This is a genomic window from Neisseriales bacterium (assembly GCA_016699915.1).
Taxonomy (GTDB): Bacteria; Pseudomonadota; Gammaproteobacteria; order Burkholderiales; family Q3-R57-64; genus Q3-R57-64.
Map to the genome: position 1 here is coordinate 110825 of CP064990.1, position 26965 is coordinate 137789.

The window sequence follows — 26965 nt, forward strand, 5'->3', positions numbered from 1 at the left end:
AACAAATTTTTAGTCATTTGAAACGAAATTGCCATGCATATTGAGCAACAAGTATCTGCTATTTGTCAGCAAGCAAAGTTAGCTAGTAGGGCGTTAGCTTGCGCTTCAACGCAACAAAAAAATCAAGCCTTATATGAAGCTACTGAAGCACTTTTAAAGCGCTGCGATGAATTGCTTGCGGCTAATCAACAAGATGTTGCGAAGGCAAAACAAGAACATTTGTCGCAGCCAATGATTGAGCGCCTAATGCTTGATCAAACTGCTATTGAAAAAATGGCAGAAGGTATACGCGAAATTATAGCATTGCCCGATCCAATTGGAGAAATCAGCCATCTGGTTTATCGTCCTTCTGGTATCCAAGTAGGCAAAATGCGATCACCCTTAGGGGTAGTTGCTATTATTTATGAGGCACGGCCTAATGTAACGGCTGATGCAGCGGCTTTATGTCTTAAATCTGGCAATGCTACGATTTTACGTGGTAGCAAACATGCTCTGCTAAGCAATCAAGCTATTGCACATTGTTTGCAACAAGGTCTAATGAAAGCCAAGTTACCGCATCATGGTATTCAAGTTTTGGGTGTAACCGATCATCTTGCTGTAACATTATTGGTTCAAATGACTAGCTTTGTTGATGTTGCTGTACTTAGGGGGGGCAAAGGATTAATACAAAACGTATGTCGTGAGGCATATGTGCCTGTTATTAAGCATTTGGATGGGATATGCCATGTTTATATTGATCAGTATGCCAATTTAGACAAAGCGTTTGCTATTGCTTTGAATGCCAAAACGCAGCGCTACAGCACTTGTAATACAATGGAAACGCTCCTCGTACAAGAGGAGGTAGCGCCCATTATCCTGCCCAAACTTGCTAAAGCCTATTGGGAAAAAGGTGTTGAGCTTCGGGGTTGCCAAAAAACTTGCGTATTGCTGGGCAACCAAGCTGTTGTTGCCAAAGACCTTGATTGGTCTACCGAATATCTTGCGCCGATACTGTCTATCCGGATTGTGCCATCGCTATCCGAAGCCATTGCACATATTAATACTTTTGGCAGTCATCATACCGACAGCATCATGACGGAACATTATAGCCATGCGCAGCGTTTTTTAAGAGAAGTAGAATCTGCAAGCGTCATGATCAATGCCTCAACACGCTTATCAGATGGTTTCGAATATGGTTTGGGGGCAGAAATCGGCATTTCAACAGATAAAATTCATGCCAGAGGTCCGGTTGGTTTAGAGGGACTAACCAGCCAAAAATGGATTGTGCTAGGCGATGGGCAATTAAGAAGTTGATGGATACAAAATTAAGCTATATTTTTGGGTTCATCGGATAGGGTTAATACCTCATATCCACTTTCTGTTACCAAGATTGTATGCTCCCATTGCGCAGACAAGCTGCGATCCTTCGTGACGATAGTCCATCCATCTTCTGAAAGCGAAACATGGCGCTTACCTTGGTTAATCATGGGCTCAATAGTAAATATCATGCCAGGTATCAGTTTCATGCCCATGTGTGGGTAGCCATAGTGCAGTATTTGTGGTGGCTCATGAAATTGACGCCCAATACCATGCCCACAAAATTCCCGCACCACACTGTAGCCGTTTTTTTCGGCCAGTGTTTGAATAGCGTGGCCGATATCTCCTAATGTTGCATTGGGTACTACTTCATAGATACCTGCCCACATGCATTCATAGGCTGTTTGGCATAAGCGTTTTGCGTTTTCACTAACATTGCCTATCAAAAACATGCGACTGGTGTCGCCATGGAAGCCATCTTTAATGACGGTAATATCAATATTAAGAATATCACCACTTTTAAGTGGGGTATCGTTGGGAATACCATGGCAGATGACGTTATTGGGTGACATACAAGTAGCGTTAGGAAAAGGCGGGCAATTACCTACTGTGTAATGGAGGGGAGCTGGAATTGTTTTTTGCGTATCTACCATATAGCGATGGCACAATAAATCGAGCTCTTTTGTGGTTGCTCCGACTTTAGCAAAGTGGGTGATATAGTCTAACACTGCGCTTGCTAAGCGACCAGCGGTACGCATTTTTTCAATATCATCAGCGCTCTTAATGGGTATAGACATTCATACAATCCTGCTCAAATTACGCTACCCTTCTTTTGTGGTATATTGGGCGATAATAGTATCCATGTTACGGTCATCTACCACGCTAAATCGGGTTCGGTAATTGCGACCACTTTTTGTACCCCTTTGGTTCGACTAATAATTTCTGCTACCTTGCTAGTTTCCTCTTCATTTAATAAACCCATAAGATATACGATACCTTGCTCTGTGATGATTTTAAGCTGGGTAATTGGGTAACCTCTACCTGCTAGCAAATTGCAATATACTTTAGCGGTTATCCAAGTGTCTTGGTTTCTAGCGTTTAATGTTGATAGAGTGCCTAAATCAATGTAATTGAATACTCTACGCACCTCTGGATGATTACGTGTTATTGCATCGGCTTTTGCACGATCGCCATCATTTAATACTTGTCCTGTGAGCAGGATAGCTCGGTTATAACTGGCCACATTAATATGATTATCAGGCAGTATTGCTTTAATTTTTTGAGCAATATCAAAAATGATAACCTTATCGCTAATATAAGCGCCCGCTGTCCGGCGATCTTTAGCGGCGGCAACAGTGCTTCCTATAGCGACTCCGCCTACTGTTGTGGCTAACAACGAGGCACAGCCAGATAACTGCAATATAAGCCCAAATCCTGCTAGCCAGCTCACCAAACAACGCATATAGCGAAATCTGGTACGCAAAGAGTATGGCTTTATAAACAGGGAGCAAAACCTATTAGGTGTCATCAGTATTTGCCATTGTAATTTCTTGGATAGTCATGACCATAGCACTATTTTGACATTAATTTTGATTTCGTGATCGCTATTTTGATATATATCACTTTATGATAGATCCCTTAACAATCATAACAGCCTAATTCTATGTCCTTTTTAGACTTAAGTGAAACAGCGCGCCAATATTTTGTTCCGAAAGTGCTTTATATGATGGCTACACCTATTGGCAATTTAACCGATTTGAGTGCGCGTGCAGTGGCTGGATTAGCCTGCGCAGATATTGTTTGTGCTGAAGATACCCGCATAGCAAGCCGTTTATTAAATGCCTGTGGCTTGTCAACGCATTTAGTAAGTGTGCGAGAGCATAATGAGCAGGCTATGGCAAAAAAGGTTTGTCGCTGGTTATCAGACAACAACATTGTGGTGTATTTATCTGATGCAGGAACGCCAGCTTTATCTGATCCTGGCGCTCGGTTGGCGGATACTATATGGCGTGACGGATTTTGTGTGAGTGTTGTGCCAGGTCCTTGTGCAGCAGTTGCAGCATGGTCAGCAAGTGGTGTGCTAGCTCATTCTTTTTTATTCCAAGGTTTTTTGCCTGCTAAATCTATACAGCGTTGCTTATATTTAGAACGCTGGAGAGCAGTGGATTATGCTGTTATATGTTATGAGGCTCCGCATCGCATCATTAGTTTGTTATCAGATATTGTTAAGATGCTAGGCGTAAATAGACAACTGATTTTAGGGAGAGAATTAACGAAAGCTTTTGAGACGATTATGCGTATGCCTGCTGGCGAGCTTCTAGCATGGGTTAGAAAAGATTGTTATCAACAACGGGGCGAAATGACGCTCATCATCTGTCCTGAACAACTTCCCAAAACGGATAGAGCAGAATTAACAAAAGAAGCCGATAGAGTATTGCGAATTTTGCTGCTTAATTTACCTATTAAGCAGGCCGTTCAATTGACCCACCAAATTACCCGTGCTCCCAAAAAATCATTGTATCACTTGGCGCTGACATTGCGTAATGAATAGATCAATACCCAAGTTGATTTGCAATCACCTGTATCGCAAGGTAGAATTCTCGTTCAAAGCCCAGGTGGCGAAATTGGTAGACGCAGGGGACTCAAAATCCCCCGCCGTGAGGTGTGACGGTTCGAGTCCGTCCCTGGGCACCACTATTTTGCACAACAAACGCTGCGTTATTAAGCTACCGATTGAAGCCTAGCTCACCGTTTATATTGTTTGGCAGCATTACTGTTGGGGTAGCGTTTTATTAGCTCTTTTAGCGTCGCTTCTTTTTTATCTTCTTGGTTAAGCGTTTGGTAGCAGCTGGCAATATTGAAAAGTGCTTCAGGAGCCTTGGGATGACTTGGAAAATGATGCAAGAAGTTTTTATAAGCTTCAATTGCCTTGTTAAATTCGTTAAGTCCTGTATAAGTAATACCTATCCAAAAACCTGCATCAGCAATGTAATTTGGTTGATCATGCGAAGCAATAATTTGAGTAAGTATAGGCAATGCTAGGTTAAATTGGCGGCTATTAATTAGTTCCATAGCATGTTTATATGAGGCGGTAAGATTGAATTTTTCTGACATATCCTTAGCAGAAACATTATTTTTTTGTGCGATATTTTGTTCACTGATCCTATTATCAAGGTCGCTGTATAGGTCTTTTTGATGTTTTTTAGTTTCAGATAAATCATGCTGCATTGTTTCAATATCACCACGCATGAGCGTTAATTGTTGCTCATGACGTTCCACGGCTTGAAATAGCTCCATAAGTTTTTGGTTATTGAGTCGACTTTCTAATTCATTGAGGCGCTTTGTAGTGTTAAAGTTAATCTGTTCGACTTCACCGCTAGTTGCGCAAGCAGTAAGTAATAAACAAAAAAATAAGGAGAAAATAGTTTTCATGAGCGTATCATAGGACGAGTTGCGCTTAAGGTAAAGCCACTTTCTGATGATTGAGCGTGAGCTTACCATTTTTTAATATGATTTGCGTGATTAACTGTTCATTGTTTTCTTCAATAAAACCTCTTGCGTTCAACATTTGAATTTGTAAGCCAAATAAGCTTCTCGTGAGATTTTCTACTTCAATCAATGCGGCCCTGGAAGGGTTTTTTGTTTGCATTAAAAATAAGTGATTGGCTTGTGCGACCACTAGGTCTTCAAGTGTTTTGCGTGGCATTTTGATATCAACTTGGATTGCTAAACGCTTAAATAACTGTGTGCTATTAAATTGAAGCGGTAATTTGGGTATTAAGATATAACCTGTTATGGTAGTTACGCCATCTTTCCTTTTTACGGTAAGGGTATTGAGCGTAATTTTTGGTTCATGTAGCAGTAACGTTGAACCATGTTTTTTGAGGGCAGCAAGATAAATTGTGCCTATTTCATCGTATTCTGTAAACGGCGTTAGCGTTTCCTTTAGTGCCGCCCATATTTTCGATAGAGCTGGTGCGTAAAGATGGCTTGCTGTTACATCTAGCTTCATTGCACCGCATGCTTTGTCATCTAGTACCAATTGATCAAATTGTAAAATACCTCTTGTATCGACGAATTGATGGATCGTTTTGGTGTCTAGGCGATACCGAAAATTTTTTAAAGAAACGGCAGATGGATAAGCGGAGTGCTGCAAATCGATAAAATCAACTATCTTTTTGGCATAATTAAGCCAAGGCATCCACTTATTGAACTGATCATGTTCTGTAATATGGAGCTTCCATTTTGTGTTGGCTTGTTGAATGTTCAATTCAGATTTGAGTAATGTAGCGTCGTTAGGCAAGTTTTCCTTTTGGATAAGGTGGCGTAACTGATCAATTTGTATATTGCCAATGTTAGGGATAGTTAATGCTGCATGAGGCAGAGTAATCGTTGCGCTGTAAGTCGAAAAGTCTTTCTTATGATCCACTGCAATATGCATGCCATGCCATATTATATTGATACCAGACAAAATTTCGTTGTAACTAAAAGCAGGAATTCGAATAGAAAGTTGTCCATTTTGCGAAAAGCGAATGAGATGTTTGATGACAATCGGTTCTACTTTATTAAATAGATGTTTGAGTGCTGCTTGAGTTTGAGCACTCATCTTAAAGCGAACCGTTGCCAAAGCTTGCCCAAAGTGAAAGCGCAGGCCGCTTTCATACAAAATAGGTCCATGCTGAATAGTTTGTGAACAACGAATAGTTTGTTGGAATAATGTGCGCAAATGGCTGGGTAATAAATCTTTGTAAGGCTTTAGCGCATGTGGTTTTATGCCTAATTCCATCTGAGCATAGGAACGTAAGAGACCACGCTGATAAGCGTAACTCTTAACTTCAAAAAATGGTGAATCTTTAACAAGATGGTACTGGTGCCAAAAAGTTTCTTCTGCTTTTTTGCCAAACCAGTAGGTAGCTCCCCCGTATAAAACGAAAATAATGGCAATAATTGCTACCAAAAGCCTCGCATTTTTTTTGAAGAAAGGCTGCCTGATCTGTTTTTTGATTTTCAGAATGGGCAATTTTTTTTTACGTGCATTGTCCATACAGGTTTTATATCTTGCCTACATATCTAGGTAATAAATATTACTGAGCCATTTTACCTTGATTTTGCGACAGCTTGATAACAAAAAATTAGCGTCTTTTGATAACTTAATGCTATACACTAATACCCAATGCTAAGATTGAACTGGGGTTTGCCCAATATTATCTACCCACTTACCCATTAAACATAAAAAATTTTGACTTATCATAAAAATGTTACGTCCTCATTAGTATGAAACCAACTAAGTGGATAGGAAAAACATTGGTTAATAAAACGATATACCGTGTAGTTGGTATGGAATGCCCGATGGAAGAAATGCTTATTCGCGATAAGCTGAGACGATTGTCGGGCATCGAAAACCTGGTATTTGATTTAGCAAAAAGTGAACTTACTGTTTATCACCGTCTTGCTAATACTGATGTGTTGGTGAAAGAAATAGCGGCACTAGGTCTTCGGGCAGAAATGCCATCTCAATCCAACAAATGGAAATGGCATAGTGGTTGGTTGCGATTAATTGTGGCTGGCATTTTAGCGCTTAGTGCGGAAATTTTGGAATGGACTCCAACATCAATACCTTGGTTGGGCGCTTCGTTATCTATCATAGCATTACTCATGGGTGGGCTAACTACCTATCAAAGAGGGTGGATAGCTTTATTGCATGGAAACATCAGTATTAATGCGTTAGTTAGTGTGGCAGCAACGGGTGCATTCTTGATACAAGAATGGTCAGAAGCGGCGATGACCGTGATTTTATATGTTGTAGCGGAGCAAATTGAAACAAGATCGGTTGTGCGCACTCGACACACTATACATTCGCTCATGGCGCTTGCTCCTAAACAAGCTGAAGTTATGCAACCTTCTGGCTGCTGGCAACTGATTGCTGTTTCTGACATTAAAATAAAAAACAAAATACGCTTGAAAGCTGGTGAGTGTGTACCGTTGGACGGTGTTATAGATACCGGATTCTCCACGGTGAATCTTGCTTCGATTAGCGGAGAAAGCGCCCCAGTAGGTGTCAAGCCGGGCGATAAATTATTTGCGGGATCTATCAACCAAGAAAATGAGTTGGAATATACGGTTACCGCCGATGAGCGTCATTCAACGCTAGCGCGTATGGTGAATAGTGCTGAATCTTGGCAAGTTAATCGCGCGCCAACTGAACGCTGGATTGAACGTTTTGCGTGTATTTATACACCTGTTATTTTTTGTTTTGCAGCATTACTTGCTATTGTCCCACCCATTTTTGATCACAAATGGTTAGATTGGTTATACCGCTCGCTTGTTCTATTAGTTACAGCTTGCCCTTGTGCACTGGTTATTGCTATTCCTGCGACGATTGTAAGTGGTCTAACGCTTGCTATGCGGAAGGGCATTTTGATCAAAGGGGGTGTATTTTTGGAACAGGGAAGATTACTTGATTACTTAGTTTTTGATAAAACGGGTACCCTTACTCTTGGCAAACCTGTTGTTAATGAATTTGTTTGTGTTCAGTCGGATAAAACAGTGATATTAAATATTGCAAGCTCTTTAGCGAAACGTTCTGTTCACCCATTTTCCAGGGCAGTTGTTGCTTACCAACAACAGTATAAGGAGCTGCCCATTGAGCTTAAGATACATAGCGTTTCTGCCAAGCCTGGTTGTGGTGTTGCGGGTCATTTTGATAAAAAATGTTATTACTTGGGTAGTGAGCGATGGATCCGATCTCTTCATATATCTACCCAGCGCCTTGATGACAAACTTAATGCCTTCAACAAAGCAGGGGAAAGCACTGTGCTTTTGGCAGACAACAACACTATTTTAGCGATATTTAGCATTACTGACCCGATTTGCCCAACCAGCAAATCAGTTGTTAATGGGTTACGCAACATGGGCTTAAAAACCTTGATGTTATCAGGAGATAATGCCGCTATTTCCAAAAATATTGCCAGCCAAGTGGGCGTTACGCAGTTTAAAAGTGACCTTTTACCAGCTCAAAAAGCAGAAGTTATTGCTGATCTGATACGGCAACATCACCATGTAGGCATGGTTGGAGATGGCGTAAATGATGTACCGGCACTTGCTTGTGCAAATGTTGGTTTTGCTATGGCAAAAGAAGGTGCTGACGCGACAATCGGTGCGGCAGATGTGGTGTTTATGGATAACGATTTACGTAAAATTCCGACTTTTATATTGTTATCTCGTTATACGATGTTTGTGCTAAAACAAAATATTGCGTTAGCGCTGGGCGCCAAATTGTTGTTTATCATCGCTACAATTTTTGGTTATAGTGCTATGTGGATGGCGGTTATAGCAGATATGGGAACCAACTTGTTGGTTGCTGCAAACGGCCTAAAAATATTACGCAAGACACTACCTTGTGATAGACATTGACAGTTTTTTTCGTAAAATAGTGAGGCGGCCTAATGTTGCTAGACAAAGAAAATGAATGAATAGTTTGCTATTTCCTTATTAAGGAAATGTTACTGATCAACCGCCAGATTTTATAATAAGGCAAACTAATTAATATGCGGTTGTGATAAAAGTTGGATTGCCATTAAGGCGGCAAATATATATCCATAGTCAGTTTTGAAATTTCTAGCCAACCCTAGAAATGTTGCCTTAATTTTATGTTATACGTGATGTGCGAGTCTTGAAACATTATTCCTTATACATCATCAATTAATGATAGTGTTTTTCTCTTCTATGCTCAATGGTTGTATTATTCGACTACGCTATTTAGTGCGCAATTAAATTAAGGGTTTTTTACTCAAAAACACAGTCATTTAATTTGAATTATTTGAACGATAAATAGCTTCGTGATTACAATCGCTAGGCCATATTCATCTACTGATGATCCTAAAGTGTTTTAAAGGGATAGCGGTTACTTCGAAATATACATTGCTTAATGGAAGAAAAAACTACTATGATAGCACCCACATTTCTTTGAAGCATAAAACTATGTCACAACTTCCTGTGGAGCTTATTAAGCAACGCCCTATTCGATTTGCGCTTGTGGGGTGTGGTCGTATCGCAGCCAATCATATTAAAGCACTAACAGCATTTCCTAATGAAGCAGATTTGGTGGATATTTGTGATGTGAATCGAGATGCTTTACAAGCTGTACAGCAGCAGATGCCAGTTAATATATATGCTGATTTGGAGGCATTACTAGAACGAACTACAGCTGACGTTGCGATTCTTGCTACACCATCAGGGCTGCATGCACCACAAGCGATACGATGCTTGAGTCGTGGATTACATGTGGTCAGCGAAAAACCGATGGCCACATTGTGGCAGGATGGTTTAGCAATGGTCAAAGCGGCAGATGATGCTCAGCGACTGCTTTTTGTTGTTAAACAAAATCGTCACAATGCTACCTTACAATTGCTCAAACAAGCTTTAGAAACCGGGCGTTTTGGGCGCATATTTATGGTAACTATCAATGTATTTTGGTATCGTCCCCAGTCTTATTATGATTTAGCAAGTTGGCGTGGAACATGGCAGTTGGATGGGGGCGCCTTGATGAACCAAGCCAGTCATTATGTTGATTTATTAACATGGTTATTGGGTCCTGTTGAGAGTGTGCAGGCTTATACAGCAACATTGGCACGAGATATTGAGGCCGAAGATACGGGTGCAGTGAGTATCAGGTGGTGCTCTGGTGCTTTGGGTAGCATCAATGTGACGATGTTAACGTACCCTAAAAATTTTGAAGGATCTATTACCGTCATCGGAGAAAAAGGCACGGTTCGCATAGGTGGTGTTGCTGTTAATAGGATACAACACTGGGAGTTTAGTGAGCCGAGCCTGATGGATGAACAAGCAAAAGCGGCAAGCTATGATACAAACAGTGTCTATGGATTTGGCCATACTTGTTACTATAAAAATGTGATAGATGTTTTTAAAGGTCGAACACAACCTTACACAGATGGCAAAGAAGGACTAAAATCCCTGGAATTGCTCACAGCTATGTATCGCTCTGCAAAAATGGGGCAAAAAATTAGTTTGCCGCTGGAGCGCTGATGTTTTATAAAGATTTATAAGGGTTGGTCAGTATTTTGCGATATCAAAACTTTTAATCGTTGAAATCATTGAAGTTAAGGCGCATGAGAGCATTAGTAACAATACATCCAACAGCTATTATTGATTCAGGTGCCCACATTGGTGCTGGAAGTTGCGTTTGGCACTGGGCGCATATCTGTGGCGGGGCTGTGATTGGTGAGCATTGTTCTTTCGGGCAGAATGTCTATGTTGGTAATGACGTTGTCATTGGCAACCATGTTAAGGTACAAAACAATGTTTCCATTTACGATGCAGTGACTTTGGAAGATCAGGTTTTTTGCGGACCATCAATGGTTTTTACGAATGTGCTGAATCCACGCAGTCATATAAGTCGCAAGCATGTCTATCGGCATACTCTCGTTAAAAAAGGCGCTTCTATTGGTGCTAATGCCACAATCGTATGTGGTTATACTATCGGAGAATACGCTTTTATAGGTGCAGGAGCTGTTGTAACACATGATGTGCCATCTTATGCGGTTATGTTGGGTGTACCTGCAAGATTAGTCGGCTGGATATGTCAGTGTGGAGAAAGACTGGTTAATCAAACAGGCCAGCAACAATGTGCACAATGCCAAAAGACATATCGGCTAACTGACTTGTCCTGTCAGCTTATGACTGCTGGATAAGTTTGTGCATAAAAAAAACAGCAAACCTTTAATGGATTTGCTGTTTTCAAAAATAATACCAATTAAGCCGTACCCGCTAACTCAAGCACTGCATGTAATAACACATTGCCACCCGCTGTGACTTCTTCTGGTTTGGTTTCTTCGATCTCATTATGACTAATACCATCTTTACAAGGAATAAAGACCATACCAGTTGGTACCATATGTGCCATATATACTGCATCATGACCTGCACCAGAGACCGCGTCCATATGTGAGTAACCAAATTTTTCAGCGGCCTTCCGCACCGCTTTAGTGCAACTTTCATGGAATGGGGTAGGAGCAAAGTAAGATACTTCGGTTAGTGTAATGGTAAGTCCCGTTTGTATGCTGACTTGATCAATAAATGCGCGAATGTCCTTATCCATTTTATTGAGTAGGTCATCATTGATGTTGCGCAAATCTACTGAAAACTTCACTTGCCCAGGAATGACATTACGGCTGTTGGGAAACATCTGCACAAACCCTACTGTACCACGGCCATGTGGTGGATACCGATTGGCGACAGTAATGACTTCTTGCATAATGCGTGTTGCAGCTTGCAGGGCATCTTTGCGCTGATTCATCGGGGTTGGGCCTGCGTGAGCTTCTTGACCTTGTACGATGCAATCGTACCAGCGCAAACCTAACACAGCTTGAACGACGCCGATGGTTTTATTTTCTGCTTCTAAGACGGGACCTTGCTCAATATGTGCTTCAAAGTAAGCGCCAATCGGATGATTTCCCGGTTCTTGATCACCAATATAACCGATCCGTTTGAGTTCCTCGCCAACGCTTTTCCCATCAACATCTTTTGCAGCGTAAGCATGTTCCAATGTAAACGCTTTCCTAAATACACCAGAACCCATCATCACCGGCACAAAGCGTGATCCTTCCTCGTTTGTCCAAGCCGCTACTTCAAGTGGTGCCTTTGTTTTAATGCCTTTGTCATTAAGAGTGCGAATGACTTCCAATCCAGACAATACACCGAAGTTCCCATCAAATTTGCCACCCGATGGTTGCGTATCAATATGACTACCCATCACAACAGGCGGTAAACTGGGGTTTTCTCCTTGGCGACGCATGAAGATATTCCCAATTTTATCAATGGTAATTGTTAAACCCGCTTCGCGTCCCCAAGCGATCAGTTGATCGCGGGCTTGCTTATCAAAATCAGTTAACGCTAGACGACATACACCACCTTTTTGTGTGGCACCAAATTTGGCCAAATCCATCAAAGATTGCCATAAACGGTTGCCGTCAATTTTTATTGAACTATCAATCTGCATGGTAACTCCTAAAATTTATGTGCAAAAACGATCAATCTTGCCAACTAAATAATAGAACGAAGCACGCTTTATTTTCTAAACTTGGGTATCACATGTTTGCCGTAATTAAAGACAATGTTTTCTTCATCGCCACTGTCTAAGTAAATGTTAAATTGTGTGACACCTGCTTCTTCAAGTTGTTTAATTTTCTTAACATGCTGTTCGGGTTCACCCAATATACAGAAACTTTCGACAACATCTGGTGTGATAAAATCAAGGAAAGGATTGTCGCTTTGTCCATGTTTGGAGTAATCGTATCCACGACGTTTTTCAATATAGCTGGTTAGACTTTTTGGTACCAAGGCTGTGTCTTTACCGTATTTATCAACGATGTCAGCAACATGGTTACCAACCATTGCTGGGAACCATTTTGTTGCTTCAAGACACTTGTCTAGAGAGCCAAAGTAAGCGGGTGCTGCTGACATCACCTGGTATTGAGACATGTTTCTACCCGCTGCTTTTCCTGCAGCGATAGCTTGTTCAGCAAACCATTTACACAACCCAACGTCAGCAATCTGTAGAACGACTCCATCTGCATGTTCGCCTGCACATTTGAGTGCTTGAGGTCCATAAGCACCGATCCAAGCTGGCATATCGTAGCCTACTGACCAAGGAAATTTAACTGGGTTAGGGCATTCTGGATAAGTAACTTCTTCGCCGCGCACCATTGCCTTGACTTTATGTACAAACTCTGCAACGCGCTCTAAGGAGGCAGGTTTATTACCCATAACTCGACGGGAACTATCTCCGCGACCTACTGCAATTTCAAAACGACCACCACTTTGCTTTGCTAATGAACCAAAAAGCGAAGCGGCAAGAGACCAGTCTCTGACATCTGGATTTGTAACAAGCGGCCCAAAGCGCAATTTAGTGGTGTGTTCCATACACATGGCGATTGCAGGATAGCATTCTCGCCAAAGAATGTGCGAATCATAAAACCAGCAATATTCAAATCCCGCATACTCTGCCATACGCGCTAAATAACGTGCACGATCAGCTTCAATGAAGCCTTTAAAACAGATACCAAATTTCATAATATTACTCCAATAAGATTACTCCAATAAGTTACAATCAATTTAACAGGACAACAACGATAGAACAGCGCATTATTGTCGATGTGTAAAGATGCTATTTACTCGGTGCCCATATTTTAATACCAGCATGTGAAAAAGGGACTTTTTTGGATATGTTTAAGCGAATCAAAATAGGCGTGATAGCCTCAATACATCTTGCGTTAACTGAAGATCCACCATCGTAAGCTTGGACATTTAATTTGCTAACCAATGCGATCGTTTCGTCCTTAGCGAATTGATCATCTCCGCATACTAACACATCGCAATTTATCAATGTTGCTAAATTATTTAGTGTATGAGCAGAGACATTGTGTAGCGCACCAACGACTTTTATGTTTTCGCCGAGGAGATTTTGTGCTTGTTCAGTTGCTGATCCTGCTTTAGGTGGTGCGTAAACACGTGGATTGCCCTCTGCGAGCGGCACAACAACATCTACCAATATTTTACCTGATAATGCTTGTTGTACGGTTTTGAGGGTTACGTCATGCCCACTAAAAGGAACGGCCAGCAAAACAAATTGTTCTGAAGTTTTTGTGGCGCTGATATTATCCATACCTTGGATAGCCTGATAAGCTTTTTGGTGTTGCTGCAAGGTTTGATTTAAATGGTTGGCAATTTCTTGAGCACGCAGCGTGTCTCGAGAGCCTAGAGCAACTTCAACGCCAGCCAAAGCAAAACGCATGGCCAATCCCTGTCCTTGTGGACCTGTTCCGCCCAAAATAGCGATTTTCATGTAAATAACTCCTCTTCGATTGATCTGATAAAATCATTTGCAGAAGCTTTTGTTGTGCTTTGCCATTTAAGGCCACGTATCACTACAACAGGGGTGCTTGATGCTTTTTGCATCAGTAGTCCAGCTGCTGCTGCTAACTCATCAGCAAAAGCAGGTTGTGTAACTGTCAAGAGTCTACCATAAGCATCGTACTTGCCTATTAAATCAATAATTGCTGGTATTCCCGACAAGCCAAGCGCAACATTCACTTGACCTTTTCGCCACGCACGACCAAAAGTATCGCTGATGACAACACCAATCGGTGTGCCATATATTTTTTCAATCGCATTTTGTAAATGTTGCGCTGAAGCATTAGGATCTTTCGGCAGTAGAAGTGCTGTATCTTCATTTGAGAACGGACCAAGATTTGATTCATCAATGCCAGCATTAGCACAAACCCAACCTTGTTTATGGCGCACGATAATTGTGCCGTTAGGGGGCGAATTGGTAACCCGCATGACACAAGCGCTTTCTTCCAAGATAGCCTGTACTTTATGTGGATTTTTACCACTTGTTTCTGCTATTTCTTGGGCATTTTTAGAAATAGGGAACGTTGATAACTTAACAAAACGCCCTTCGCTTTTTGAAACAATTTTTTGTGCCACAACGATGATATCATATGGCGCAAGATGTAGCTTAGCGTTGAAGAGCGATTGCTTGATCAATGCTGATAGCGAATCGTTGGGACGCACCTCTGGAAAATCAGGTATGGCAAACAGGGTAAAAGATGGATATGTGTTATGCATGTCAACTATGCCATATGATTATTCTGTGGTATGCAAGAAGGTAGGTGCGTTGTATGCCAAGCACAATCATTTGGCAGTACACTGCTAAGTGCTATTAGATCAGGCAGTGTATCAATATCGCGGCTTAGGTGACGGCATTGCAACTGGTAGTAATCTAATTGAGTGCGTTTTGCTAGGGTTGCATGGGCTTTGGCAGAGTTTTTACCATATTGGAACACTAAACTATTCGGCGGTGAAATAAGTAGCGCGTTGGTTCCGCCGTGAACAGACTCTACTATCACAACAGCATAACGTTTGCTCAGCTGGAAAAGGTTATCCATTTCTGATTTTTGCAGTACAGGAATGTCTGCTGGGACGATCAATAGCGCTTGGAATTTGTTTTGCATTGCCCAATTTTTTGCAAGGTTTGCAGCATTATTAAGCCCATTTTCTACTTTTTCATCTAATACATATGCCGCCAACGATGTGGCGATCTGTGCAACCTGTTGTGAGGCCGTCACAACAATAGTTGGGAATTCGGGGTAAGTTTGTCGAAAAAAAGCAACGGTATGTTCGAATAAACCGATGGCTAACTGTTGTCGTTGCATCACGGATAAATTTTCTGCCAACCTTGTTTTAGCCAAAACTGGACTTTTCATCGGTATGGCTATGATCAGTTCGTGATTCATTGTTATATATGCTGTGTGTTTGGTAGTTCAATCAGCTGTTTGGCTAATTTTATCGCTTGGCGAATAGTTGGTATCACAATGTCTGTTACCAGTACTTGTAGCCCCATGTCTTGTAGTACTTTTTTTTCTTGTTGATCGCAACGATCAATAACTATCCAGTCAATCATGGACTGATATTGTTTTGCAATGGACTGAATAGTCACGGGTAATGCTAGGTCTGTCATCAGTTTTACTAATGGACCCTTAATAGCTCGTTGGCCAACGAGTGGGGATACTGCCACGCAAGGCACCTTTCTATTATGTAAGCGATCACGCAACATAGGTATGTTCAAAATTGGCTCAATGGATAACCAAGGGTTGCTCGGTGCTAAAATAATAAGGTGCGCAGCCTCCAAGGCTGACAATATCTGTAAGCTTGGTTGTGCGTCGGTAATACCTATGTAATCAATCTTTAATACGCTCGGTAGGCAACGTTCACGTACAAACCATTCTTGGAAACATAATGAACCGTTTGCTGTAGTAAGGGTTGTTGTGATTTTATCATTGGTAGCTGGCAGCACCTTCGCTTTTGCCTGTAAATATTGTGCGGCTTCTAGAGTCACCTCAGTTAAATTTTTGCCTTGAGATAACTGTAAGCTGCGCCAAATATGCATACCCAAATCACTGTCACCTAGCTCCATCCATACTGGTAATCCAAGCTGTTTAAGCATGTTTTGGGCGCGATACCGATCTCCTGAAATGCCCCAACCCTGTTTATTAATGCGATTACAAAGCGTATACAACAAAGAATCAGTATCGGGAGAAACATATAAACCATAAAACGTCTCATCATCTGCTACATTGCTAATAACAGTCAAATATTCCGCTGGCAATGTATGCGCAAGACCTTTGGCCATGCGTGCCCCACCACTGCCACCTGCTAGTAACACAACATGGGGCATATCTACATTCATCATTAAGCTCGCATAACAAAACATCACTCAAAACTAACCAGCCCACTTGCTATAATGCACAGTGGGCTGGTTAGATAGACAATACCTAAATCACTTCTTAGCTTACGACCGACTTACTCTTTTTACTGCAACAGGCTTACTGTGCTGATTGGCGATTTTGACAGCATCAAACATCTGGCTAAAAGGTGGACGTTTGAGATATTGACCAGCACCTGATTCGGCACGCAAATCTCCTTTTTCGAAAACCACCCTACCGTGACTGATTGTATAGGTAGGTATGCCTTTTACTATTCTGCCTTCAAATAAGTTAAAGTCGCCTTTACTGTGATGGGTTTTGGTTGAGATCGTTTTTGTGCCTTCTGGATCCCAAATAACCAAATCGGCGTCTGCGCCGACAACCACAGCTCCTTTACGTGGATAGAGATTAAATATCTGTGCAGCATTGGTTGAAGTAATTTTTACAAATTCTGAAGGCGTTAGTCGACCCGTATTAACACCAGCATCCCATATGACGGTCATTCTTTCTTCAACACCGCCACAACCATTTGGGATTTTTGTGAAGTCATTTTGCCCCATTGCTTTTTGTTCAGCGCAAAACACACAGTGGTCTGTGGCTGTGGTATGTAAATTACCACCTGTTAAGCCTGACCACAGTGCTTCTTTATGCTCTGGAGCACGAAATGGTGGACTCATGACATGAGCAGCTGCGAAAGTGAAATCTGGGTTACGATAAACGCTATCATCAATCACAAGATGCCCTACAACCACTTCTCCGAAAATGCGTTGCCCGGCTAAGCGTGCACGAGCAATGACCTCCATGGCCTCGCGACAAGAGACATGCACGATATAAAGTGGAACGCCAAAAACTTTAGCAATGGTTGCAGCACGATGTACTGCTTCACTTTCTACAATAGGCGGGCGGGACAATGGGTGACCTTCCGGTCCCGTAATGCCTTGTTTGAGTAATTCTTTTTGTAGCCGAAATACCAGTTCACCATTTTCAGCATGCACGGTAGGTACAGCACCAAGCTCCAAACAACGACGGAAACTGTTAACCAATGTTTCGTCGTCAGCCATAATGGCATTTTTATAGGCCATGAAATGTTTAAAGCTGTTGACACCCTCTTCTTTGACGAGGGTGCCCATATCCGTATGTACGCTATCATCCCACCAAGTAATTGCAACGTGAAAACTATAGTCTCCCGCTGATTTTTTTGCCCAGTCACGCCAAGTATGGTAAGCCTCCATTAGTGGCTGTTTAACGCCTGGAATCACAAAGTCAATGATAGTTGTCGTACCACCCGCTAGTCCTGCTGCGGTGCCCGTGAAAAAATCATCCTTTGTTACGGTGCCCATAAACGGTAATTGCATATGGGTATGTGGATCAATACCACCTGGCATAACATACTGTCCTGATGCATCAATAACTTGCGTGTCAGCAGGTACGGCTATATCCGTACCAATGGCATGGATATGCTGTCCGACACATAATACGTCGGCACGTGCGGTACAGTCAGCATTAACAACTATTCCGCCTTGGATTAAAATATTTTTCATCATCTCACCCCATTCAAACATTAGGCAGCGCGATTCACCAATTATCCCAACCAGCTAAATCAAATTATATCTAGCTGGTTGGGGGAATCTTACGACATCTGCGGGAAGGCAAATTCCACGCCTTTCGCAATGCTATCAGGCCAACGCTGCATGACAGCTTTATGTTTCGTGTAGAAACGTACACCTTCTGGACCATAGGCATGGTGATCACCAAACAAGCTCCGTTTCCATCCTCCGAAGCTATTAAAAGCCATTGGTACAGGCAGTGGTACATTGATACCAACCATACCGACATGAACATTGCGGGCAAACTCACGTGCTACACCACCGTCACGTGTGAAAATAGCAGTACCGTTTGCATACTCATTACTTGCAATGAGCTTTAATGCGCTCGCTAAATCAGGGGTACGCATGATACATAGTACGGGTCCAAAAATTTCTTCTTTGTACACACACATATCGGTACTGACATGATCTAGCAGGGTTCCCCCTACAAAGAATCCTTTTTCAAAACCAGGAACTTTGTATTGACGACCGTCAACAACGACCTTAGCACCCTCTTGGATCCCTTGAGTAATTAAGTTTTCGATGCGTTGCTTGTCGTTTGCTGTGACAATCGGACCCATCTCAATGCCTGATTGGAAGCCTTCACCAACCTTTAATGTACGAACTCGGTTCTCTAGTCGTTTGACGAGTTTATCCCCCACATCGCCAACCGCTACAGCTACAGCAATTGCCATACAGCGCTCGCCAGCTGATCCATAGGCTGCGCCCATTAGAGCATCACATACTTGATCCATATCTGCGTCTGGCATGATGATCGCATGATTTTTTGCGCCTCCCAAAGCCTGAACGCGTTTTGTTTTGGCAGCCCCTGTTGCGTAAATATACTCTGCAACAGGTGTTGATCCTACAAAGCTAATCGCTTCAATATGTGGGTTTTGCAAGATTGCCTCAACGATTACTTTATCTCCTTGCACAACATTAAATACACCATCTGGTAAGCCTGCTTTTTTAAGTAGATCCGCTATGATCAAACTAGCAGAAGGGTTACACTTGGCAGGTTTTAATACAAAAGTATTGCCACATGCAAGCGCAAGTGGGAACATCCACATAGGTACCATAGCCGGGAAATTAAATGGCGTAATGCCGGCAACAACACCCAAAGGTTGACGGATTGACCAAGCATCTATGCCACCAGAAATTTGTTCAGTGTATTCCCCCTTTAAAAGTTGAGGGATACCTGTTGCGAATTCAACAACATCAATCCCACGAGCTACTTCGCCCAGTGCATCGGGCAGCGTTTTACCATGTTCTTTGACAATTGCTTTGGCAATGGATTCGGATGATTCTTGAATCAGTTGCAAAAATTTGAACAACACCCTTGCTCGCTTAAGGGGCGGTTCACCAGCCCAAGCTGGGAAAGCGGCACGTGCTACTTCTACTGCTTTATCCAATTCGCTCGCTGTGCCAAGATGTGTTTGGCCTTGTACTTCACCCGTTGCTGGGTTGAAGATACTCGCAAATTTTCCGGAGGCAGAAGGGATGCGTTTACCGCCGATATAATGTTCAACTTCATAAATGCTCATTTTATAATTAACTCCAAAATATAAATGATTAAATAATTTAATAGGTTCCGCGTTTTAAGCAGCAGGTACCGCTCGAATAACTTGGCGTAGTACTTCTGCCATATCTTCCAATTCTTGCTTTGTTGAAATGAAGGGCGGACCAACAGCAATTGCATCACCTGCGATACGTATCAAGAATCCTTTTTTAATCGCTTCTTGAAATATAGTAAAGCCACGAAGACCGGGTTTGCCAGCAATGGGTTTTAAATCAATGGCAGCAGCCAAACCAATATTTCTAATATCGGTAATGCTCTCTTCGCCCTTCAAGCTATGCATGGCTTCCTCTAAAATGGGCTCCAGTTTTCGAGCTTGTTCAATAAGTCCTTCGTCGCGCATAATTTCAAACGTAGCGTTACCGACTGCTGCGGCCATTGGGTGACCGGAGTAAGTATAACCATGGAAGAATTCAGGAGCATATTCTGATGCTTGGATGCCCATGAACGTTTCATAGATATCATTTTTGACCAATACGCCACCCATTGGGATAACAGCATTGGTTACGGCTTTAGCAAAGGTGATCATATCAGGCGTTACATTGAATCGCTGAGCACCAAAATAATGACCCATTCTGCCGAAACCTGTGATGATCTCATCAAAAATTAACAAAATGCCATGGGCTGTACAAATTTCCCGCAGACGCTCTAAATAACCAATGGGCGGTACCAATACACCAGTAGAACCAGCGACGGGCTCTACAATAACAGCAGCAATGGTCGAAGCATCATGCAGAGCCACTAATTTTTCCAGTTCATTAGCTAGGTGAGCGCCCCATTTAGGTTGGCCACGCGAAAAGGCCATTTCACTGGCGTTATGAGTATGTGGCAAGTGGTCTACACCAGGTAACATGACTGTTGAAAACATCTTACGATTAGCTACCATACCGCCTACCGAAAGACCGCCAAATCCAACGCCGTGATAACCCCGCTCCCGCCCAATCATCCGACACCGTTGACCTTCTCCACGAATACGATGGTAGCCTACAGCAATTTTCAATGCTGTATCGACCGCCTCAGATCCAGAGTTGGTAAAAAATACTTTATTTAAATTTTTAGGGGCAACACTGGTAATTCGACCAGCAAGCTTGATTGCATCAGGATTGGCAGCTAAAAATGCTGTGGTATAGTCCAGGTTTTTGGCTTGGTGTGCAATAACTTCAGCAATTTTAGGGTGACCATGTCCCAGTGGACAACACCACAATCCAGATAGACAATCAAATAACTTTTGACCCTCTTCAGTGTAATAGTAAGCGCCTTTAGCAGAAGCAAGAATAGTTGGCGACTTCTTAAAAAAACGATTGGAGGTAAAGGGTAGCCAATAAGCATCCAGTCCTGCTTTATCGTGCTGAGCCATCATATGTTCCTTATGTAAATAGAATTAATTCTTTGCCAAAAAAGTTTATCAAGTTGGATATTGTTGCAAAGCCTCTTTAGGTGCTACAAATTGATACTTCAGTGCTTCTGCAACAGTTCTACTGGTGACCAGGCCGCGATGTATATTTAGGCCATTCAATAAGTGTGGGTCATGATGCAATGCCTGCAAACCTTTATCAGCAAGAGCGAGTTGATAAGGTAGCGTTGCGTTACTCAGGGCGTAAGCTGAAGTACGTGGTACAGCACCTGGCATGTTAGCAACGCAATAATGTATGACACCACACACATCAAAAACAGGATCATCATGTGTAGTTGCACGAGAAGTTTCACAGCAGCCACCTTGGTCAATAGCTACGTCTACGATGACAGAACCGGGACGCATTTTTTCGACAATGGTACGCGTGACTAACTTAGGTGCAGCAGCACCAGGAATTAGTACGCCACCGATAACAAGATCTGCCTCAACACAATGATGCTCAACAGCATCTTGCGTCGAATAAGCAGTCAACAAATGATTGCCAAATTGTTTCCATAGATTTTTTAATGCATTGATATTGCGATCAATAATGGTGACTTGTGCACCTAATCCCAATGCCATGGTTGCTGCGTGAGAGCCGACCACACCGCCGCCTATAATTGTTACTTTGGCTGGTAAAACGCCTGGTACACCGCCCAATAAAATGCCAGAACCGCCATATGGTTTGCCTAAAAAATAAGCGCCTGCCAATACAGATAAACGCCCCGCTACTTCAGACATGGGCGCAAGAAGTGGCAAACTACCATCGGGTGCCGTGACACATTCGTAGGCAATGCAAGTAGCGCCCGACTTCACTAAGTCAGCTGTTTGCTCTGGATCAGGGGCAAGGTGTAAGTAAGTAAACAGAATCTGATCACCGCGTAGCATTTTTCTTTCAACAGCTTGTGGCTCTTTAACTTTGATGATCATATTGGATTGATCAAATACTGACTGAGCAGAATTTGCTATGGTTGCACCAGCTATTTCATAGTCTTTGTCGGTCGCACCAATACCCAGCCCAGCACCCTTTTCCACAATGACTTTGTGACCACGCTTAACCAACTCCCGAACACTAGTTGGCACGGCACCAACCCTGTACTCTTTTGTTTTAATTTCTTTTGGAATACCTATTAACATGCCTGTTCCCCTGTAGCCACTTTAAATTTGAAGATTGTCATGATGACGAAGGTTATGTTGCGATAAAAGCAGGATACTTGCACATTGTTTGCTTGTGGAAGATATAAGCCGCCAATGTGTTATGCCGCTACGCTCAACAAGATCCTTTCAAGTTAATGGACATTGTAAGGATAAAAACGGCAAAAATAAATATAACTTGGGTTGGATTGGCAAATATTTTTTGATTTTTTCTAAGGATATTGATGGGCTCTTTATTTTGTATGTTCCCAGCGAGCTTGGGATCGGTTGATTTAAGTGATTCGATTAGCCGAATCAAACCAGCTGGCAAGGGTTAATTCGACTTGTTCAATACCTTGCTTTTTTAGGCTAGAGAATAATTGGACAGTGATTTGAGGGGGACGAGGATAGGCAGATAAAGTTTGATGAACAGTTTTGAGGACTTGATTTTGTTGCTGATGGGATAATTTATCGGACTTTGATAAAAGAATATGGATGGGTTGCTGACGTATAGAAAAGAAATTCAGCATCGCTACATCTAGTGGTTTCATCGGATGTCTGCAATCCATAATTAAAACTAGCCCTATTAATCCCTTTCTTGTTTGTAAGTAGTCACCCAGTAAATGTACCCAATGTTCACGTACTGATCGTAAGGCTTTGGCAAATCCGTAGCCTGGCATATCGACGATATAACAACGTTTCGCATCAAGCAGATTACCCAGTTCAAAAAAATTAATATGCTGTGTCCGCCCAGGTGTTTTGGAAACGAAAGCTAGGCGAGTTTGTCGAGTCAGTGTGTTAATAACACTTGATTTACCAGCATTAGAGCGCCCAACAAATACAACTTCCGCATCACTATTGGGCAAATCTTTCAAATGGTTAACGGTCGTATAAAATGTGGTGCGATCAAATAATTTCATAGCAGTTTTAACCATTTTAAGCGATAATCGCAATTGATAAAATATTCATTTTTGAATGTAAACAGATACTTCCTATCCATATCCTACGACGTGGCACTTCAATATCAAATTATTCCCGTGACTGCCTTTTTGCAAAATAGCACGGTTTTGTGGTGCGATGCTACAAAACACGCGGCAGTGGTTGATCCAGGCGGTGACATAGAACGCTTACAATCTTTTATTCAAAGCCATGCGTTGCAGGTGCAGCATATATTATTGACTCATGGCCATGTGGATCATGCTGGTGCAGCCGAAGCATTAGCGCTTTACTATCATGTATCAATTGCGGGACCTCATGAGGCAGATCATTTTTTGCTCAGCATGCTCTCAGAGCAAGCTCGTCTATTTCATTTTCCCGATCCTGTACCGGAAAAGATAACTTTACCCATTGGTTGGCTTACCCATCAAGCTCATATCGTATTGGGCGATGAAATATTGGAAGTCTTGCATTGCCCTGGTCATACTCCAGGGCATATTGTGTTTTACAATCAGCAAGCCTGCTTAGTGGTAGTAGGTGATGTGCTGTTCAAAAATTCAATTGGTCGAACTGATTTACCCGGAGGCGATGGGCGTGTATTGCGCCAATCGATTCGTCGCCAACTTTTTACGCTACCTGATGCGACACGTGTCATTCCTGGCCATGGATCCATGACGACAATCGGCGATGAAAAACATCACAACCCGCATTTTGTGCCGAATGACAATGAAAATATGGCGTCTCTGACAGGAATCGAACCTGTAATTGCTCCTTAGGAGGGAGCTGTTATATCCATTTAACTACAAGGACAAAGTTAAGCATTGCGTGCATAAGCAAAGTGCGCCAACTGAACTAGAGCTGTTTTTGCTAGCCCATTGGGTAGATGTTGGATAGCGTCCATAGCTTTTTTTGACATAGCTTTGGCTTTGTCGGTTGCGTAACGCAACGCACCGGATTGCTCCATGATACGACGTACATGGTTAAAATGGCTTTTATTTTGATCAAAGAGAGCTTGTTGAGCAATGTTTGTGGTGCTTGCATCATTTTGGCTTATTAGGAAAATTAAAGGCAGTGTTAATTTGCCCTCCGCAAGATCGCTACCCAACTTCTTGCCAGTTATATTTGGATCGCCTACATAATCTAGCACATCATCCATCAACTGAAAGGCTGTGCCAAGATGTATGCCATAACTCATGAGGGACTGTTCTATTGATGAATCAGCCTTACCGACAATCGCGCCAATTTGTGCTGCCGTTTCAAACAGTTGTGCCGTTTTTTTTTGAATGATTAATAAATAGGTTGTTTCGTCCATCGCCATGTTGCCGATATTAGCCATTTGCATCATCTCTCCTTCTGCAATGAGGATCGTGGCGTTGGACAGTGCTTTGAGAATACGTAAATTATCGGTGCTGACCATCATTTGAAAAGCACGAGAATAAAGAAAATCACCAACCAAGACAGAGGCTGCATTACCAAATAAAGTGTTTGCTGAGGCTTGACCACGGCGCAACGATGAGTTATCAATTACATCATCATGTAACAAGGTAGCCGTATGGATACATTCAACCATGGCTGCCATCTTTACCAGCTCTGGTTCTTGACACGCCAAAACAATACCGCTTAGCAAGGTAACAAGAGGTCTTAATCTTTTTCCGCCAGCTTGAATAACATGTTCAGCAGTTTGTGCAATAAGCGGTATTTCGGATCGGAGTTGTTCGGTAATGATACGATCAACATCCTGCATGGGCTGATGTAGGAGTGTGTGAAACGGCTCATCATCAAACATGCTAGGTTGTAAAATAGTCATACCTGAAATAGAGCACATATAAAGCGCTCATCATATCAGAAATGACTTCGTATTCACATTCTTGACGATGCATATTGGCTTAAGAATTGACAGTTTTGTCTCATTTACGTTAGAATGCGAGGATTGGATTATTGTGGGTAGTTCGGTGGCTTGTCGGAGTGATGTGGTATGTATGCAATTGTAGAAGCGGGTGGTAAGCAGCATAAGGTAGCTGTGGGGGATCGGCTAAAAATTGAGCAAATGACCGATCCAATTGATAGCCAAATTAGCCTCAAAGTACTGATGATAGGGGATGATGGTGCAATCAAGGTAGGTAACCCATTCATTGAAAATGCTTCTGTTATTGCAACGGTCGTGAGCAAGGGTCGGCATGACAAAGTGCACATTTTTAAAATGCGGCGACGCAAACATTACCAAAAGCATGCAGGACATCGCCAGCATTTTACAGAAATTGAAGTCAAAGAAATTGCAAGATAGAGCTATAGTTAACCATGGCACATAAAAAAGCAGGCGGAAGTTCCCGTAACGGACGAGATTCTGAATCAAAACGACTCGGCGTGAAGGCTTACGGTGGCCAATTGGTTTTGGCGGGCTCAATTATTGTACGCCAGCGTGGTACTTGTTTTCACCCAGGAAACAATGTTGGTATGGGACGTGATCACACTTTATTTGCCAAAACGACCGGTTATCTGGAGTTTGCTGTGAAGGGAGCCTTACGCCGTAAGACGGTTCATGTGAAAGCCGTAGCAAACTGATTAATTGAATGTTTTCGAAAGTATGATTTGGAGCTCTGTGTTATAGCAGGGCTTTATTTTTTGGTGGGCAGTATGAAATTTATTGACGAAGCGCAAATTGAAGTTATTGCTGGCAATGGTGGCCATGGTTTGGCGAGTTTTCGGCGCGAAAAATTTGTGCCAAGAGGGGGACCAGATGGTGGTGATGGTGGTGATGGTGGAAGTATTTACGCAACGGCCAGCAGACACCTTAATGCCTTAATTGACTACCAATTTATCAAAACATACCGTGCTAAAAATGGCCAAAATGGTCGAAGCAAAGCCTGCCATGGAAAATCTGCTCCAGATATTACGTTGTCTGTACCAATTGGCACGATCATTATGGATGCGACAACGCAGCAAGTTATGGCAGACCTTAAATGCCCTGGTGACAGCGTTTGTTTATTGCGAGGTGGCAAGGGCGGATTAGGTAATTTGCACTTTAAAAGCTCTACCAATCGCGCCCCCCGTCAACATACGCTAGGAGAGGCAGGTGGGAGATTACACCTGAAATTAGAGCTTAGGGTGTTAGCGGATGTTGGGTTGTTAGGTTTTCCTAATGCGGGTAAATCCACACTGATTGGAGCTATTTCCTCCGCAAAATCTAAGGTGGATAGCTATCCGTTTACGACTTTGCACCCCTATTTGGGTGTAGTCAATACGACAAACAGACGACCATTTGTGGTTGCGGATATTCCTGGATTAATTGAGGGCGCTGCAGAAGGTGCCGGATTAGGCCATCGTTTTCTTAAACATTTGTCGCGTACGCACTTACTATGGCATATAGTTGATATATCGCCAACTAGCAAAGACCCTGTTCATGAAATGCTAGCCGTAGAAGCGGAGCTAAAAAAATATGACCAAGCGTTATACGAAAAACCGCGGTGGTTAATCCTCAACAAGGTGGATACATTATCGCCTGCACAGTGCAAAAAAATAGTTGCACAATTTACCCAGTGTCATGGCTGGGCAGAACCAAACATAGAAGACCTGCGTCGCAGCTTTTCTTTTGGGCGCTGGCTATTTATTGTTTCTGGCATGACCAAAACAGGTTTAAGTGCCTTGCTTGAGGCAACTGCTCAATATTGCCAAGCATCACAATAGTTGATCGCTGGAACAATCCATGAACTGTTGATTAGGTTTTATATAAGTAGTTACCAACTATTTTTTTCATGATTGA

Annotated in this window: 25 protein-coding genes and 2 tRNA genes; 10 read left to right on the plus strand and 17 right to left on the minus strand. The window is 42.4% G+C overall.

The window, feature by feature from the left end:
* Positions 1–33: 33 nt before the first annotated feature.
* Positions 34–1293: a glutamate-5-semialdehyde dehydrogenase gene (locus tag IPK86_00555; GenBank protein ID QQS16740.1), complete on the plus strand. Its 1260-nt coding sequence runs from the start codon at positions 34–36 to the stop codon at positions 1291–1293.
* Positions 1294–1304: 11 nt separating this feature from the next.
* Here IPK86_00555 and map read toward each other — a convergent pair whose 3' ends face one another.
* Together map and IPK86_00565 are read right to left on the minus strand one after the other, a co-directional pair.
* Positions 1305–2093 carry a type I methionyl aminopeptidase gene (gene map / locus IPK86_00560; GenBank protein QQS16741.1) on the minus strand — a complete coding sequence of 263 codons (789 nt, stop codon included), beginning with the start codon at positions 2091–2093 and terminating at the stop codon, positions 1305–1307.
* Between the two features lie 77 nt (positions 2094–2170).
* Positions 2171–2758, minus strand: a complete 588-nt coding sequence (locus tag IPK86_00565; GenBank protein ID QQS16742.1) for a BON domain-containing protein — start codon at positions 2756–2758, stop codon at positions 2171–2173.
* A 261-nt stretch (positions 2759–3019) separates the two neighbouring features.
* Here IPK86_00565 and rsmI point away from each other — a divergent pair, with 261 nt between their 5' ends.
* Complete coding sequence (gene rsmI, locus IPK86_00570) at positions 3020–3847, plus strand: 16S rRNA (cytidine(1402)-2'-O)-methyltransferase (protein ID QQS17009.1); 828 nt, start codon at positions 3020–3022, stop codon at positions 3845–3847.
* Positions 3848–3905: 58 nt separating this feature from the next.
* Positions 3906–3990, plus strand: a tRNA-Leu gene (locus IPK86_00575).
* Positions 3991–4041: 51 nt separating this feature from the next.
* Here IPK86_00575 and IPK86_00580 read toward each other — a convergent pair.
* Both IPK86_00580 and IPK86_00585 read right to left on the minus strand, forming a co-directional pair.
* Positions 4042–4728 (minus strand): tetratricopeptide repeat protein, encoded by a 687-nt coding sequence (locus tag IPK86_00580; protein QQS16743.1) that lies wholly within the window; start codon positions 4726–4728, stop codon positions 4042–4044.
* A 25-nt stretch (positions 4729–4753) separates the two neighbouring features.
* The gene (locus IPK86_00585; protein ID QQS16744.1) at positions 4754–6340 is read right to left on the minus strand and encodes a YdgA family protein; all 1587 of its coding nucleotides are present in this window, start codon (positions 6338–6340) and stop codon (positions 4754–4756) included.
* A 230-nt stretch (positions 6341–6570) separates the two neighbouring features.
* Here IPK86_00585 and IPK86_00590 point away from each other — a divergent pair, with 230 nt between their 5' ends.
* The 3 genes from IPK86_00590 (at position 6571) to IPK86_00600 (ending at position 11006) form a co-directional block, all read left to right on the plus strand.
* On the plus strand, positions 6571–8709 hold the full coding sequence (locus IPK86_00590; GenBank protein ID QQS16745.1) for a cation-translocating P-type ATPase: 2139 nt from the start codon (positions 6571–6573) through the stop codon (positions 8707–8709).
* A gap of 567 nt (positions 8710–9276) precedes the next feature.
* Complete coding sequence (locus tag IPK86_00595) at positions 9277–10341, plus strand: Gfo/Idh/MocA family oxidoreductase (protein ID QQS16746.1); 1065 nt, start codon at positions 9277–9279, stop codon at positions 10339–10341.
* A gap of 83 nt (positions 10342–10424) precedes the next feature.
* Positions 10425–11006 (plus strand): N-acetyltransferase, encoded by a 582-nt coding sequence (locus IPK86_00600; protein QQS16747.1) that lies wholly within the window; start codon positions 10425–10427, stop codon positions 11004–11006.
* A 62-nt stretch (positions 11007–11068) separates the two neighbouring features.
* On the opposite strand, the gene IPK86_00605 is transcribed toward IPK86_00600, so the two are convergent.
* From IPK86_00605 to IPK86_00655, 11 genes are all read right to left on the minus strand, one after another.
* On the minus strand, positions 11069–12313 hold the full coding sequence (locus tag IPK86_00605; protein QQS16748.1) for a Zn-dependent hydrolase: 1245 nt from the start codon (positions 12311–12313) through the stop codon (positions 11069–11071).
* A gap of 68 nt (positions 12314–12381) precedes the next feature.
* Positions 12382–13386 carry a TIGR03842 family LLM class F420-dependent oxidoreductase gene (locus IPK86_00610; GenBank protein QQS16749.1) on the minus strand — a complete coding sequence of 335 codons (1005 nt, stop codon included), beginning with the start codon at positions 13384–13386 and terminating at the stop codon, positions 12382–12384.
* A gap of 94 nt (positions 13387–13480) precedes the next feature.
* Positions 13481–14158: an NADPH-dependent F420 reductase gene (gene npdG, locus IPK86_00615; GenBank protein ID QQS16750.1), complete on the minus strand. Its 678-nt coding sequence runs from the start codon at positions 14156–14158 to the stop codon at positions 13481–13483.
* Positions 14155–14943, minus strand: coding sequence for a coenzyme F420-0:L-glutamate ligase (gene cofE / locus IPK86_00620; protein QQS16751.1), 789 nt, complete (start codon positions 14941–14943; stop codon positions 14155–14157). The genes npdG and cofE overlap by 4 nt, the downstream gene beginning before the upstream one ends.
* 5 nt (positions 14944–14948) lie before the next feature.
* Complete coding sequence (cofC, locus tag IPK86_00625; protein QQS16752.1) at positions 14949–15611, minus strand: 2-phospho-L-lactate guanylyltransferase; 663 nt, start codon at positions 15609–15611, stop codon at positions 14949–14951.
* A 2-nt stretch (positions 15612–15613) separates the two neighbouring features.
* Positions 15614–16588, minus strand: a complete 975-nt coding sequence (locus IPK86_00630) for a 2-phospho-L-lactate transferase (GenBank protein QQS16753.1) — start codon at positions 16586–16588, stop codon at positions 15614–15616.
* 78 nt (positions 16589–16666) lie between these two features.
* On the minus strand, positions 16667–18121 hold the full coding sequence (hydA, locus tag IPK86_00635) for a dihydropyrimidinase (protein QQS17010.1): 1455 nt from the start codon (positions 18119–18121) through the stop codon (positions 16667–16669).
* Positions 18122–18210: 89 nt separating this feature from the next.
* Positions 18211–19704, minus strand: a complete 1494-nt coding sequence (locus IPK86_00640) for a CoA-acylating methylmalonate-semialdehyde dehydrogenase (protein QQS17011.1) — start codon at positions 19702–19704, stop codon at positions 18211–18213.
* A gap of 60 nt (positions 19705–19764) precedes the next feature.
* On the minus strand, positions 19765–21099 hold the full coding sequence (locus tag IPK86_00645; GenBank protein ID QQS17012.1) for an aspartate aminotransferase family protein: 1335 nt from the start codon (positions 21097–21099) through the stop codon (positions 19765–19767).
* A 48-nt stretch (positions 21100–21147) separates the two neighbouring features.
* Entirely contained in the window at positions 21148–22272 is a 1125-nt protein-coding gene (gene ald, locus IPK86_00650) for an alanine dehydrogenase (protein QQS16754.1), read from the minus strand.
* 290 nt (positions 22273–22562) lie between these two features.
* Positions 22563–23189 (minus strand): YihA family ribosome biogenesis GTP-binding protein, encoded by a 627-nt coding sequence (locus IPK86_00655; GenBank protein QQS16755.1) that lies wholly within the window; start codon positions 23187–23189, stop codon positions 22563–22565.
* A 90-nt stretch (positions 23190–23279) separates the two neighbouring features.
* Between IPK86_00655 and IPK86_00660 the strand changes: the two genes are divergently transcribed.
* The gene (locus IPK86_00660; protein ID QQS17013.1) at positions 23280–23981 is read left to right on the plus strand and encodes an MBL fold metallo-hydrolase; all 702 of its coding nucleotides are present in this window, start codon (positions 23280–23282) and stop codon (positions 23979–23981) included.
* Here IPK86_00660 and IPK86_00665 read toward each other — a convergent pair.
* Both IPK86_00665 and IPK86_00670 read right to left on the minus strand, forming a co-directional pair.
* Positions 23941–24015: transfer RNA gene (locus tag IPK86_00665), tRNA-Arg, on the minus strand. The genes IPK86_00660 and IPK86_00665 overlap by 41 nt on opposite strands.
* Positions 24016–24019: 4 nt before the next feature.
* Positions 24020–24949, minus strand: a complete 930-nt coding sequence (locus IPK86_00670; protein ID QQS17014.1) for a polyprenyl synthetase family protein — start codon at positions 24947–24949, stop codon at positions 24020–24022.
* A 231-nt stretch (positions 24950–25180) separates the two neighbouring features.
* Between IPK86_00670 and rplU the strand changes: the two genes are divergently transcribed.
* The 3 genes from rplU (at position 25181) to obgE (ending at position 26889) form a co-directional block, all read left to right on the plus strand.
* Positions 25181–25489, plus strand: coding sequence for a 50S ribosomal protein L21 (rplU, locus tag IPK86_00675; protein ID QQS16756.1), 309 nt, complete (start codon positions 25181–25183; stop codon positions 25487–25489).
* Positions 25490–25503: 14 nt separating this feature from the next.
* Positions 25504–25767 (plus strand): 50S ribosomal protein L27, encoded by a 264-nt coding sequence (gene rpmA / locus IPK86_00680; GenBank protein QQS16757.1) that lies wholly within the window; start codon positions 25504–25506, stop codon positions 25765–25767.
* A 72-nt stretch (positions 25768–25839) separates the two neighbouring features.
* Positions 25840–26889 carry a GTPase ObgE gene (obgE, locus tag IPK86_00685; GenBank protein ID QQS16758.1) on the plus strand — a complete coding sequence of 350 codons (1050 nt, stop codon included), beginning with the start codon at positions 25840–25842 and terminating at the stop codon, positions 26887–26889.
* Positions 26890–26965 lie beyond the last annotated feature (76 nt).

Excerpts from the sequence above, each read along its gene's own strand:
- IPK86_00610 (QQS16749.1), bottom strand. The coding sequence starts at position 13,386 with ATGAAATTTGGTATCTGTTTTAAAGGCTTCATTGAAGCTGATCGTGCA.
- npdG (QQS16750.1), bottom strand. The coding sequence starts at position 14,158 with ATGAAAATCGCTATTTTGGGCGGAACAGGTCCACAAGGACAGGGATTG.
- IPK86_00630 (QQS16753.1), bottom strand. The coding sequence starts at position 16,588 with ATGTTTTGTTATGCGAGCTTAATGATGAATGTAGATATGCCCCATGTT.
- obgE (QQS16758.1), top strand. The coding sequence starts at position 25,840 with ATGAAATTTATTGACGAAGCGCAAATTGAAGTTATTGCTGGCAATGGT.
- rsmI (QQS17009.1), top strand. The coding sequence starts at position 3,020 with ATGATGGCTACACCTATTGGCAATTTAACCGATTTGAGTGCGCGTGCA.
- IPK86_00565 (QQS16742.1), bottom strand. The coding sequence starts at position 2,758 with ATGCGTTGTTTGGTGAGCTGGCTAGCAGGATTTGGGCTTATATTGCAG.
- map (QQS16741.1), bottom strand. The coding sequence starts at position 2,093 with ATGTCTATACCCATTAAGAGCGCTGATGATATTGAAAAAATGCGTACC.
- IPK86_00580 (QQS16743.1), bottom strand. The coding sequence starts at position 4,728 with ATGAAAACTATTTTCTCCTTATTTTTTTGTTTATTACTTACTGCTTGC.
- IPK86_00555 (QQS16740.1), top strand. The coding sequence starts at position 34 with ATGCATATTGAGCAACAAGTATCTGCTATTTGTCAGCAAGCAAAGTTA.
- cofE (QQS16751.1), bottom strand. The coding sequence starts at position 14,943 with ATGCATAACACATATCCATCTTTTACCCTGTTTGCCATACCTGATTTT.
- IPK86_00670 (QQS17014.1), bottom strand. The coding sequence starts at position 24,949 with ATGCAGGATGTTGATCGTATCATTACCGAACAACTCCGATCCGAAATA.
- IPK86_00605 (QQS16748.1), bottom strand. The coding sequence starts at position 12,313 with ATGCAGATTGATAGTTCAATAAAAATTGACGGCAACCGTTTATGGCAA.
- IPK86_00595 (QQS16746.1), top strand. The coding sequence starts at position 9,277 with ATGTCACAACTTCCTGTGGAGCTTATTAAGCAACGCCCTATTCGATTT.
- IPK86_00600 (QQS16747.1), top strand. The coding sequence starts at position 10,425 with ATGAGAGCATTAGTAACAATACATCCAACAGCTATTATTGATTCAGGT.
- ald (QQS16754.1), bottom strand. The coding sequence starts at position 22,272 with ATGTTAATAGGTATTCCAAAAGAAATTAAAACAAAAGAGTACAGGGTT.
- rplU (QQS16756.1), top strand. The coding sequence starts at position 25,181 with ATGTATGCAATTGTAGAAGCGGGTGGTAAGCAGCATAAGGTAGCTGTG.
- rpmA (QQS16757.1), top strand. The coding sequence starts at position 25,504 with ATGGCACATAAAAAAGCAGGCGGAAGTTCCCGTAACGGACGAGATTCT.
- IPK86_00655 (QQS16755.1), bottom strand. The coding sequence starts at position 23,189 with ATGAAATTATTTGATCGCACCACATTTTATACGACCGTTAACCATTTG.
- IPK86_00585 (QQS16744.1), bottom strand. The coding sequence starts at position 6,340 with ATGGACAATGCACGTAAAAAAAAATTGCCCATTCTGAAAATCAAAAAA.
- hydA (QQS17010.1), bottom strand. The coding sequence starts at position 18,121 with ATGAAAAATATTTTAATCCAAGGCGGAATAGTTGTTAATGCTGACTGT.
- IPK86_00590 (QQS16745.1), top strand. The coding sequence starts at position 6,571 with ATGAAACCAACTAAGTGGATAGGAAAAACATTGGTTAATAAAACGATA.
- cofC (QQS16752.1), bottom strand. The coding sequence starts at position 15,611 with ATGAATCACGAACTGATCATAGCCATACCGATGAAAAGTCCAGTTTTG.
- IPK86_00645 (QQS17012.1), bottom strand. The coding sequence starts at position 21,099 with ATGGCTCAGCACGATAAAGCAGGACTGGATGCTTATTGGCTACCCTTT.